Source organism: Glaesserella sp. (assembly GCF_041817755.1).
Taxonomy (GTDB): domain Bacteria; phylum Pseudomonadota; class Gammaproteobacteria; order Enterobacterales; family Pasteurellaceae; genus Glaesserella.
In genome coordinates this window covers 1-12,655 of sequence record NZ_JBGYBX010000056.1, presented here as the reverse complement: position 1 = coordinate 12,655, position 12,655 = coordinate 1, and the positions used below count along the sequence as shown (strand labels likewise).

At 44.6% G+C, this 12,655-nt stretch carries 6 protein-coding genes; all 6 read left to right on the top strand.

The annotated features are described in order from the left end of the window. The first annotated feature begins 48 nt into the window (after positions 1–48). The 6 genes from pgsA (at position 49) to ACEYKX_RS08540 (ending at position 12,497) form a co-directional block, all read left to right on the top strand. On the top strand, positions 49–597 hold the full coding sequence (pgsA, locus tag ACEYKX_RS08565) for a CDP-diacylglycerol--glycerol-3-phosphate 3-phosphatidyltransferase (RefSeq protein ID WP_373768185.1): 549 nt from the start codon (positions 49–51) through the stop codon (positions 595–597). A 42-nt stretch (positions 598–639) separates the two neighbouring features. Continuing rightward, positions 640–2,475: an excinuclease ABC subunit UvrC gene (gene uvrC / locus ACEYKX_RS08560; RefSeq protein WP_373768184.1), complete on the top strand. Its 1,836-nt coding sequence runs from the start codon at positions 640–642 to the stop codon at positions 2,473–2,475. Positions 2,476–2,547: 72 nt separating this feature from the next. Then, positions 2,548–3,666, top strand: a complete 1,119-nt coding sequence (locus ACEYKX_RS08555; RefSeq protein ID WP_373768236.1) for a Fic family protein — start codon at positions 2,548–2,550, stop codon at positions 3,664–3,666. 33 nt (positions 3,667–3,699) lie between these two features. Further along, a complete protein-coding gene (gene grxB, locus ACEYKX_RS08550) occupies positions 3,700–4,341 on the top strand; it encodes a glutaredoxin 2 (protein WP_373768183.1) in 642 nt (213 codons plus the stop codon). Between the two features lie 132 nt (positions 4,342–4,473). Further along, on the top strand, positions 4,474–6,651 hold the full coding sequence (rlmKL, locus tag ACEYKX_RS08545; protein WP_373768182.1) for a bifunctional 23S rRNA (guanine(2069)-N(7))-methyltransferase RlmK/23S rRNA (guanine(2445)-N(2))-methyltransferase RlmL: 2,178 nt from the start codon (positions 4,474–4,476) through the stop codon (positions 6,649–6,651). Positions 6,652–6,767: 116 nt separating this feature from the next. Further along, the gene (locus ACEYKX_RS08540) at positions 6,768–12,497 is read left to right on the top strand and encodes an alpha-2-macroglobulin (protein WP_373768181.1); all 5,730 of its coding nucleotides are present in this window, start codon (positions 6,768–6,770) and stop codon (positions 12,495–12,497) included. The last annotated feature ends 158 nt before the right edge of the window (positions 12,498–12,655 follow it).

The window sequence follows — 12,655 nt, the reverse complement described above, 5'->3', positions numbered from 1 at the left end:
CGGCATTTAATAAAATGCGCTCAGGTTTTCCTTCAGCAGACGTACAAAATGAAACTCAATATCCCCACTTATTTGACGCTATTCAGAGTTGCGCTCATTCCGCTCTTTATCGTGTCGTTTTACTTACCGATTCAATATTCTCCCGAAATTACGACCTTCATTTTTTTTATTGCGTCCATTACGGATTGGTTTGATGGTTTTCTTGCCAGAAAATTAAACCAAACTACCCGCCTAGGGGCATTTTTAGATCCTGTGGCAGATAAAGTCTTAGTTGCGATTGCATTGGTGTCTGTGGTCGAATATTACCATACTTGGTGGATCAGTATTCCGGCAGGCATCATGATTGCGCGTGAAATTATTATTTCGGCGTTGCGTGAATGGATGGCTGAGTTAGGTGAACGTGCAAGTGTTGCGGTGTCTATTTGGGGGAAAGTGAAAACCACTGCACAGATGTTGGCGTTGGGCGGTTTGTTATGGCGACAAGCACCGTGGATGGAATATACTGCGTTTGCCTTGCTTTATATCGCTGCGATTTTAACCATTTGGTCGATGTTGCAATATTTGAAAGCATCTAAAGGCAGCTTATTAAAATCTTAAATCCCCCTTACTCCCCCTTTTTCAAAGGGGGAAATGTTGATTATGTCAAAATTCGATTCCAAACAATTTCTTGCCGATACACCACATAACCCCGGTGTTTATCGTATGTATGACGAGAAGGGCACGATTATCTATGTCGGCAAAGCAAAAGATTTAAAAAAACGCCTGTCCAGCTATTTTCGTAGCAATCTTGCCAGCCGAAAAACCGAAGCCTTGGTGTCGCAAATTGCTCATATTGATACCACCATTACCCATTCGGAAACCGAAGCCTTACTATTGGAACATAATTACATTAAGGAAAATCAGCCAAAATATAATGTATTGCTTCGTGATGATAAATCTTACCCTTATATTTTGCTCACCCAACACCAACACCCACGTTTAGCCAGTTTTCGGGGGAGCAAAAAAATTGCAGGGGAATATTTTGGACCTTACCCAAATGCTGGGGCGGTGCGAGAAACCTTAAATCTGCTACAAAAACTGTTTCCGATCCGCCAATGTGAAGACAGCTACTACAAAAATCGTTCTCGTCCTTGTTTACAATATCAAATCGGGCGTTGCCTTGCCCCTTGCGTTGAAGGGGTTTATTCCCAACAAGAATACGATCAACAGGTGGAATATGTCCGCTTGTTCTTACAAGGAAAAGATCAGCAAGTGATCGAACATTTGATCAATAAAATGGAAAAGGCTGCGGAAGAGTTGGATTTTGAAGCGGCTGCCCGTTTTCGAGATCAAATTCAGCAGGTGCGAGCGGTCACTGAAAAGCAATTTGTCTCGAACGAACGTTTGGACGATCTCGATATTATTTCGATTGCCTATCAACACGGTATTGCTTGCGTACATATTCTGTTTGTGCGACAAGGAAAAGTGTTAGGTAGTCGAAGCTACTTCCCCAAAGTACCGAACCATACGGAACTTGCCGAATTGAGCGACACTTTTATCGGGCAGTTTTATTTGCAGATGAACCAACATCGCACCATTCCGCACCAAATCATTATCGATCACCCTGTGAGCGAAGTGGAAGCCTTAGAAAAGGTATTGTCGGAACAAGCAGGGCATAAAGTGAGTATTACCGATAAGGTGCGTGGTGAAAAAAGCCGTTATCTTGCGCTTGCCAAAACGAATGCAATGGCAGCATTGACCTTACAACTCAAGCAAGATGCTCGTATTCAAACCCGTTATGAAGCCTTACAAGCGGTGCTTTCTTTACCAAAAATTGCAAGAATGGAATGTTTTGACATCAGTCACACGATGGGCGAACAAACGGTCGCTTCTTGTGTAGTATTTGATGAAAACGGACCGCTAAAATCCGACTATCGCCGTTTCAATATTGAAGGGATTACAGGGGGCGATGATTATGCCGCAATGGAACAAGCCCTGCTCAAACGTTACGATAAACCGCTTCCGCCTGAAAAAATCCCCGATATTATCTTTATTGACGGCGGAAAAGGGCAGTTAAACCGAGCGTTAGACACCTTTGCCAATCTCAAGGTGGAATGGGATAAATCCAAACCGTTACTTATCGGTGTGGCAAAAGGCGTAGAACGTAAAGCAGGGTTAGAAACCTTACTGATCAGCAAATGGGACAAGGAAATCCACTTACCGCCTGACAGCCCTGCGTTACATTTAATTCAGCATATCCGTGATGAATCCCATAACCACGCCATTAGCGGACACCGTAAAAAACGGCAAAAAGCCTTTACCGAAAGCGGTTTAGAGTCAATCGCCGGCGTTGGAGCCAAACGCCGCCAAGCCTTGCTGAAATATCTTGGCGGTATGCAAGGGGTGAAAGCCGCGACTTTAGAAGAAATTCAGTCTGTACCGGGGATTTCCGCTTCCCTTGCGGAAACGATTTTTGATACATTACATAATGGTTAAATTGCACCCATCAGGCGAATAATGCTATTATTCGCCTTAATTTTTAAGGCAAATAAGCAAGGTAATCGCCTGATGAATCACTTAAACTACACTTACATTTGGCAGCAGCCTGATTGGACGAACTGGCGGTTTGATCTTCACACACTTTCCCCTTTACTGACAGAAGCTCATTATCAACAAGGATTATTACTTGGCAGAATGTTAGATCTAGGTATGTTAGAGCGTGAGCAAACCAATCTGCAATTTTTAACTGAAAGTATTGTAAAAAGCAGCGAAATAGAAGGCGAAATACTTAATGTACAATCAGTTCGTTCATCTTTGGCAAAACGTTTAGGTATAGAGAGCGGAGCTTTACCCCCAGCAGATCGCCATGTGGAAGGTGTCGTAGAAATGTTACTTGATGCCGTCACTTCCTATCAGGAGCCATTAAATAAAACTCGTCTATTTGGTTGGCATGCGGCACTTTTCCCAACAGGTTACAGCGGTATCAGAAAAATTTGCGTAGGGCAATTTAGAGATGATGGTGAGGGAGTGATGCAAGTCGTATACGGAAGCTATGGAAAGGAAAAAGTTCATTTTCAAGCCCCCCCAGCCGAATGTTTAGAAACGGAAATAACCCGTTTCCTAAACTGGATTAACCAAGAACAACCTCTCGATCCTTTCTTAAAAGCAGCGATTGCACATCTTTGGTTTTTAACGCTACATCCTTTTGAAGATGGTAATGGACGCATTGCAAGAGCCATTGCAGATATGCAATTAGCAAAAGCCGATAGTAGCCGCCAACGTTTTTATAGTTTATCCGCACAGATTCAACAGCATCGTTCATCCTATTATGAAATGTTAGAAGATACACAAAAAGGGCTCTGTGATCTGACCGCTTGGCTGAGTTGGTTTTTACAAATGATCATCGAGGCGATAAAATCTTCCCATAAAACCTTAGATAAAGTTCTGGTAAAAAATCGTTATTGGCAAGCATGGCGAACCATTGAGCTCAATGAGCGACAACGTAAGGTACTGAACAGATTATTAGATCATTTTGAAGGCCATCTTACTAATCAAAAATGGGCAAGTTTAACCAAAGTCTCTAGAGATACCGCCCTTCGAGATATTAATGACTTGGTTGACAAAGGTATTTTACAAAGAACGGAAAAAGGCGGTCGTAGTGTTGCTTATGTTATCTCACCATTGTAATCTATTCAAAACAGTAAAAACAAAGGAAAACCTATGAAACTTTATATTTACGATCATTGCCCATATTGCGTCCGCGCAAGAATGATTTTCGGTTTGAAAAAGCTAGATGTCGAATTTATCACCCTATTGAATGACGATGAACCGACCCCTATTGGCTTAGTCGGAAAAAAAGTCGTACCGATTTTAGTTAAAGAAGGTGGCTCAGCAATGCCTGAAAGTCTGGATATTGTGAAATATGTGGATGAAAACTACGGTGACAAACTGCTTGCAGACGACATTCGCCCTGAAATCAATGAGTGGATTAAGCAAGTCGGCAGTTACTATAATCATCTATTATTGCCACGTTTTGTACAGTTGGGGTTAGATGAGTACAAAACCCAAAGTGCGATTGACTATTTTGTGGCGAAGAAAACCGAATTTATCGGTGATTTCGCTGAAAATCTCGCTCGTTCAGCAGAATATATTGCAAAATTAACGCAAGATCTGACCGCTTTGGAAAACCTTATCGTTTCGCCTGAAGCCGTAAACGGCAAACTCTCTTTAGAAGATATTGTACTATTCCCAATGCTACGCAATTTAACTTGTGTGAAAGGATTAACCTTCCCGCCGAAGGTGAAAAACTACGTAGAGAAAATGGCGGAGTTAAGCCAAGTGAATTTATACAGTCCAGTATAGTCCAATAGACAGGATAGCCAGCGGTTATCCTGTTTGCTTTTTGTGTAACTTTTGCAAATTTCTGCTGAAATCTCACCGCTTGTAGCATTCTTCCGCTATAATTCTGCCAATTTTTTCCAGTACAACAACACAATGACCCAAACAACCTATTTCGCCACCGCGGCACGTGGTTTTGAAGAAATGTTAAAAACCGAACTTGAGCAGATTACGCACGCACAATGCAAAGTGGCTCAAGGCGGTGTGCATTTCACCACTGATTTAAAAGGGGCGTATCAAGCGTTATTACATAGTCGCTTGGCTTCCCGTATTTTATTACCCTTAATCAATACGAAAATTTTTAGCGACAGCGATTTGTATGCCTCTGTGGTTGCTTACGACTGGCAGAGCATTTTCGATCCAAGAGATACCTTTTTCGTGGATTTTAACGGCACAAACCGTGAAATTCGCAACACGCAATTCGGTGCAATGCGAGTGAAAGACGGCATTGTCGATTATTTTGAGCGTAAAGGTTTTGCTCGTCCGACTGTGGATAAAATCCGCCCGGATATTCGTTTACACGCCTATTTAAACCGTGAAGAGCTGATTATTTCTTTGGACTTAAGCGGTGAAGCCTTACATATGCGTGGTTATCGTGAAGAAACGGGGAAAGCACCGTTACGTGAAACCTTGGCGGCGGCGATTGTGTTGCGTTCAGGCTGGCAAAAAGGCACGCCACTTGTCGATCCGATGTGTGGTTCGGGGACTTTATTGATTGAAGCGGCTCAAATGCAAGCGAATATTGCCCCACAAATTAACCGTATACACTGGGGATTTGATAGTTGGAAAGGGCATCAGATCGAACTGTGGAAAACAGTTTGGCAGGAAGCTAAGGAAAGTGAGATCTTGCCCCCCTCCGCCTTCGGCACCTCCCCCCGCGAGCAGGGGGAGGGAAGCAATGTGCTGTTCTTCGGTTTTGATCTCGATCACCGAGTGCTACAAAAAGCAAAACAGAATGCGAAAAATGCAGGGGTGGCAGATTTAATTCAATGGCAACAAGGCGATGTGTCGGCGTTGAAAAATCCGATTACAGAGCAGGTGGGAACGGTAATTTGTAATCCGCCTTATGGTGAGCGATTAGGTACAACCCCTGCGTTAATTGCGTTGTATTCCGTCTTTGGACAACGGTTAAAACAGCAGTTTGCAGGTTGGAATGCGTCCATTTTTAGTGGTGAACCTGAATTGCTGAACTGCTTACGCCTTCGTTCGGCTCGTCAATTTAAAGCCAAAAACGGACCGCTTGAGTGTGTGCAGAAGAACTATTTGATCAGTGAAAATGCAGACAAGCGGTCAGATCTTGACGAAAATCTGCAATTTAGCCAAAACGCACAGGTTGCCCCTGATTTTGCTAATCGCTTAACCAAAAATATCAAAAAGATCGAAAAATGGGCGAAACAGCAAGGGCTTGATGCCTATCGTTTATATGATGCGGATCTGCCTGAGTATAATTTGGCGGTAGATAGATATGGCGATCATATTGTGGTGCAAGAGTATGCCGCACCGAAAAATATTGATGAAAACAAAGCTCGCCAACGCTTGCTTGATGCGGTATCTGCGACTTTGTATGTCACTGGTGTTGAAACGAATAAATTAGTCTTAAAAGTTCGCCAACGTCAAAAAGGAACTAATCAATACGAGAAACTGGCGAATAAAGGCGACTATTTCTTCGTGAATGAATATGGGGCGAAGCTATGGGTAAACTTGACGGATTACCTTGATACAGGCTTGTTCCTTGACCACCGCTTAACGCGTAAGATGGTCGGTAAAATGGCGAAGGGAAAAACGTTCTTAAATCTGTTTGCCTACACGGGTTCAGCAACAGTCCACGCCGCATTAAATGGGGCAAAATCGACTACCACTGTGGATATGTCAAATACTTATCTCAACTGGGCGGAACAAAATCTTGAACTAAACAATATTTCACTACGAAATCACCGCTTGCATCAGGCTGATTGCTTGCAATGGTTAGCGGATTGCCGTGAGCGTTTTGAACTGATTTTCGTCGATCCACCGACCTTTTCTAATTCAAAACGAATGGAAAACAGTTGGGACGTGCAACGTGATCATATTGCCTTAATGAAACAGTTGAAACGCATTTTAACGGCAAACGGCACGATTGTGTTCTCGAACAACAAACGTGGCTTTAAAATGGATTTTGACGGCTTGGCTGAATTAGGATTAACGGCGGAAAACATTTCGCACAAAACCTTGCCGTTGGATTTTGAGCGTAATCCGCATATTCACAATTGTTGGATTGTGAAACATCGGGATTAATCAAACACAGGCTCTCGTATTGCGAGAGCTGTTTTTGTATTCATGTCTTGCCGAGAGTAACAAGCGGTATGATAATAGCAAAAATATGCAAATTCGGATGAAGTGAGGTGATTTACATGAAAAAGTCTTATCTTCCTTTAATTTCCTTAGCGGGGATTGGTATCGTTGCCGTAGGCAGTTATTGGTATTACACACAGAAAGGTGACGATCCGCAGGCGATCACCATGAAATTAAATGCGGTAGAACCGACCAATTATCTTGATACGCCCAAAAAGGTTTATCCGCTGACGATTGAATTCAGCGGTGCGGCGGCGCGGATTGGAGCGGTTAAACAACCATTGAAAGAAGGCGCGAGCATTACACCGAATTTGAACGGACGTTGGGAGTGGAAAACCGACAGTACCTTGACGTTTACGCCGGCGGATGACTGGGTGGCGGGGCAGCAGTATAGCGTCAAATTGGATAAATCCGCTTTGAACGACAAATTAAGCTACACACAAGCGGTCACTTCGACACAAAATTTTACCACTCCCGCATTTACGGCGAAGATTCAATCACAACGCTTTTATCAAGATCCCGTTCAGGCGCATGTCCGTCAATCGATGGTTGAAGTCCGTTTTTCCCATCCGGTGGATCGTAAACAATTTGAAAAAGCCATTGAGGTGAAATTAGTCCGAAAACATCAGGATAATACGCAGGAAACCATTACACCGCTTAATTTTAATATTCGCTATGCCGACAATGATTTATCGGCGTGGATTAATTCCGACAGCGTCAGTTTGGCAGCCGGTAATAATCAGTCTATTCAAACCACCGTTCAACCGACGGTAAGCGGTTATCTCGGTGCAAACCGCTTAGAGAGTGCCTTGACGGCAGATGTGGCGGTACCGACGAAATTCAGTTTAAGCGTGGATCGAAACGAGCTTTCTTATGTCAACACGTCGAATAATACGCTTGATCAATTATTAGGTTTCTCATTTAACCACCCGGTGAAAGGGACTGACATTGAAAAAGGGCTACAACTTTATCTATTGCCCGAGCAAGAAGCAGGGTGGTCTGTGTCCAAGATCGGTCAAGCGGATTTAGATCGGGCGGCATTACTGAAAACCGAGTTAATTCCGACGGAAACGGCGTATGCCAAACAGCAGAATTTCCGCGTCAATATTCCGCCGCAACGCTGTGCGTATGTCATGTTGGATAATCAATTCAGCGCTCAAGGAGGCTACCAACTGAAAGACCGACAGGGCAACCTGCTTTGCGCCTATGATTATCCGAAATATGTCGGCTTTATCGGAGATGGTTCGTTATTGGCGTTAAGCGGCGAAAAGAAATTAACGGTGCTTTCGCGCAATTTGGATCAGATTCGGGTAGATGTCGGACGCGTTCAAGGTGAACAGCTTCGCCATGTCGCCAATTTAAACTATGGAAATTTCCAAAAGCCGGAACTGGGGCGGTTGAAATTTGATGATATTGCCGATTTTACAACGCAAATCATCGATGTATTCAATACGGATCCGCGGAAATCTCATTATCACAGTATTCCACTCGATAAATTGGTGTCCGAGAAAGGGATTTTTTGGGTGAAAGTGTCGGCTGGTGATAATAATTCGCGCAATAAAGATACTTCATCGGATGAAGATTGGCGTAATAATGAATTGAATCAATTTGATGATTACCGCTTGGTCGTGTTGACGGATTTAGGCATTATTGCGAAAACTGCGGCAGACGGTTCCCGCTCGGTCTTTGTACAGTCCGTTGCAACGGGTCAACCGATTGAGCATGCGCGTATACAAGTTATCAGCCGTAACGGTTCCGTGATTGAGCAGATGCAAACGGATGCAACGGGCATGGCGTTATTCCCGAACTTGGAGCATTATTCGCAAGAGCTCGAACCGGTAATGTATTTGGTGGATTTTAACGGCGACCAATCGTTTTTACCGATAGGTAATCGAGATCGGATGTTGGATTATTCCCGCTTTGATGTCAGCGGACAATCGGCGGAGAAAGATCGTGCTGCATTGAAAGCGTATTTGTTTAATGATCGCGGTATTTATCGTCCGAATGAACCGGTGCATATCGGTATGGTCATCAAAGCGGCGGATTGGCAACATAAAGTCGCTCAAATTCCTATCTATTCCATGATTATTTCACCAAGCGGTAAGCCGATGCAGGAAAAAACCATTCAATTGGATGCAAGCGGACTGAACAGTTTGAATTATACGCTTCCTGAAAATGCGGAAACCGGTGAATGGGAGGTCTTGCTTTATGTCGCCCGAGACGGTGAGCCGATTGGTTCTTCCACCTTCCAAGTTCAAGAGTTCCAGCCGGACACATTGAAGATCAACACCCGTTTTAATCAACAGGAAAAATCGGCGTGGTTATCTCCGCAAGATTTGGAAGCTCATGTGGTCTTGACCAATTTATTCGGTACACCGGCACAGCAACGACAAGTCGATGCGGAGCTTGCGCTACATTCTGCCTTGCCGACATTCAGTGAGTATGCGGATTATCACTTCTTTGACAATCAACGTAATAATTCACCGATTTTATATGAAACGAATTTGGACAGCCGACAAACCGATGAACAAGGGCAAGCCACATTTAAATTGGATTTAAATCAGTATGCGACCAATACCGTCCAAATGTTGTATTTCACGGCGGACGGTTTTGAAGGGAACAGCGGGCGTAGCGTATCGACTATGCAATCGGTGATGGTATCCGCCCAACCGTGGTTAATCGGCTACCGTAGCGGGCAAGATTTGGCGTATTTGCAACAAAACGGTACGGCTCAAGCGGAGCTGATCGCAATTAATCCGCAGTTGGAAAAAGTGGCGGTGGAAAATTTGACGGCAACGCTGATGGAGCGTAAATACGTTTCCGTTCTGACACAACAAGACTCCGGGGCGTATCAATATGAAAGCAAACGGGTTGAAACGGAAAAAAGTCGACAGCCGTTAGCCATTCGTCCTGAAGGCGTCACGCTACCGTTGGATACCTCGACAAGTGGTGACTTTGTGCTGATTATTTACAATCAGCATGAACAAGAAGTCAGCCGAATCCCGTATACGGTAGTGGGTAACCAAAACGTCAGTACGGAGATGGATCGCAATACCGAATTGAAACTGCGTTTGAATAAAAAAGCCTATCAACAAGGCGAGACGATTGAAATCGCCGTTCAAGCGCCGTATACGGGCAGCGGCTTGATTACGATCGAAGCGGATCGCGTCTATGCGCATCAATGGTTTAAAGCCGAGACGAATCAATCCGTTCAGCGTATTACATTACCGCCGAATTTTGAAGGCAGCGGCTATGTGAACGTACAATTCTCACGGGATTTGCATTCGAAAGATATTTTTACCAGCCCGCTCAGTTACGGTGTCGTACCGTTTAGCGTGAATGTGGATAACCATCGTTTAACCTTGGATTTGCAAGCGCCGAAGCAGGTAAAATCCGGGGAAACGGTGGAATTTTCCCTGCAAACCGATAAACCGGGTAAAGCTATTATTTATGCGGTGAATGAAGGCATCTTACAGGTGGCCCGTTATAAGCAGGATGATCCGTTAAGCTACTTCTTCCCGAAACGGGCGCTAGAAGTCGGCACGTCGCAAATTTTAGATTTGGTATTGCCTGAATTCAGCCTGATTATGCAATATGCCCAAACCGGCGGCGACATGATGCTGGCGGAATATGCAAGGGCGATGTTAAGTAAAAACACTAATCCGTTTAAACGTAAAGCGGAAAAACCGGTGGCTTATTGGTCCGACATTATTGAAGTGAACGGTAAAACGTCGGTGAGTTATACCGTTCCGGAATCCTTCAATGGTAATTTGAAAGTAATGGCAATTGCCGTGAGTGACGACAGTGATACGGTCGGTATCGCTCAAACGAATACCTTGGTGCAAAACGAACTCATTTTATCGCCAACGGTACCGCTTACCCTTGCACCGAATGATCAAAGTCAAGTCAGCGTGAACATCTCTAACACGACGAGACAAAGCCGACAAGTGAAGGTCAGTGTAACGGCGAACCCTCAACTTGAAATAAGCGGAGAAACGGAAAAAACCGTGGATATTCCGGCAATGAGTGAGAAAGCGGTCACGTTTGAAGTGAAAGCGAAGGATGTCTTGGGCGAAGCCAATTTACGCATTAGTGCGGCTTACCAAAACAGTCAGCAACAACCTGATGTAACGGTTCGAAACGTGAGTGTATCCGTGCGTCCGATTGCGGTTAAACAGTTCTTTACCCGTATCGGCAAGGTAAAAGCGGGCGAATCGGTGAATCAAGATCTTCCGACTCAGTTGTATCCTCAAGCACGTTATCAAACGGCGCTTTTCTCTCCGACACCATTGGCGTTGGTACAAGGCGTTTCCACCTATTTGATCGACTATGACAATAGCTGTACGGAACAGATTCTCAGTGCGGCAATGCCAACGTTGTTGTTTGCGGATAAACCGGCTTACAAACCGTTGATCAACGTATTGTCTGCAGGAAACAACGCATTGGCGCAAGCCGAGGATTCGGATACCGCAGCCGCACTGCAAAAAGTATTCGGCTTGTTGCCGAACAGACAATTGGAAGACGGTCGTTTCGGGATGTGGAATAACGTCGACGAAGGCGATCTTTTCTTAACGGCGTACACCGTTCATTTCCTATTGGAGGCGCAAGAACACAATATCGCATTACCGAGTGCATGGTTAAGTCACGGCGGGTTGTACCATAATGCAGTTTCGGCGCTTGAACAACAAAGCATGCCTCAGGACGGTGACAGTTTGGCGATGTTACGTCAGCGGGCGTATTCCGCCTACTTACTTGCCCGTTTGGGACAGGTTCCGTCAAACGCATTAATGTCTATTCGTTCGCAGTTATCTCAACACGTTAAAGCGGAGGAGTGGCAAAGCGATATCGTCAGCGCATGGTTGGCGGGCGCTTATCATTTGGTCAAACAGGAAAATGAAGCAACACAGTTGATGAATCCGGTGATTCGGCGCTTGAATCAACCGCGTAAAGCCGAATGGCAATATGCCGACTTTAGTGATCCGATGATTCAAGACAGTGCGGCGTTATATTTGATCGCACGTCATTTCCCGCAGCAATGGGATGCTGTTTCTGAAAATGTCTTGAACCGTATCCGTGAAGATGTGAATGCGCAACGTTATAACACGCTGTCCTCGGCAATGATGTTGTTGGCGTTAGACAGCTATGCCCGACATGATGACGGCAGCATTCATCAATTGGCGATCAATACACCGAACGGTCAAACACTATCGAGCAGTTGCAGTGAGTTATTCAGCTGTGCCGAGTTGAACGAGGAGAGTACGGTACGTTTTGAAAATAACAGCCCGGCTAATGCCTGGTTTGCAATAAGCCAAACGGGTTATCCGAAACAAGCTTCAACCCAATCGGAAGGATTAGAAATCCACCGCCGTTATACGGATGAAAACGGACAGGAGATCAGTGAAGTCAAATTGGGAGATGTGATCAATGTGACCGTTTCGTTGCGTGCATTAAACGGCATACAGCCGGATGTCGTGGTAACGGATCTCTTCCCGAGCGGCTTTGAGGTTATTTGGCAAAATAAAGTGAAAACGGATGACGATGAACCGGATAACGGTGAACCGGATGAAATCATGCCGCTATTGCGTTGGGATCCGATACATACGGATGTTCGTGAAGATCGTTTGTTGAATTACGGTACGGCAACAGAAAAAAGTATGATATTGACCTATCAGCTGAAAGCCGTGAATGTCGGACAATATCATTTGCCGGCAATTTATGCGGAAAGCATGTATAACCGGACGGTTAAAGCGCAATATGTACCGCAGGGTACGATTAAAATCGTCCGCTAGAGAATATACCGACCGCAACATGATCTGCACCCCAAAACTTGGACACCTAATTTGAGGTGCAGATTATGTCCCATCCTTATCAATTTCGTTTAGACATTATCAAATTGGTCATCGAGCAGGATGTTGGTATCCGCGAGGTGGCAAAACTTCATCATATT

Bases quoted from the DNA above. Each gene is read 5' to 3' on its own strand.
- pgsA (WP_373768185.1), top strand. From the start codon at position 49: ATGAAACTCAATATCCCCACTTATTTGACGCTATTCAGAGTTGCGCTC.
- uvrC (WP_373768184.1), top strand. From the start codon at position 640: ATGTCAAAATTCGATTCCAAACAATTTCTTGCCGATACACCACATAAC.
- ACEYKX_RS08555 (WP_373768236.1), top strand. From the start codon at position 2,548: ATGAATCACTTAAACTACACTTACATTTGGCAGCAGCCTGATTGGACG.
- grxB (WP_373768183.1), top strand. From the start codon at position 3,700: ATGAAACTTTATATTTACGATCATTGCCCATATTGCGTCCGCGCAAGA.
- rlmKL (WP_373768182.1), top strand. From the start codon at position 4,474: ATGACCCAAACAACCTATTTCGCCACCGCGGCACGTGGTTTTGAAGAA.
- ACEYKX_RS08540 (WP_373768181.1), top strand. From the start codon at position 6,768: ATGAAAAAGTCTTATCTTCCTTTAATTTCCTTAGCGGGGATTGGTATC.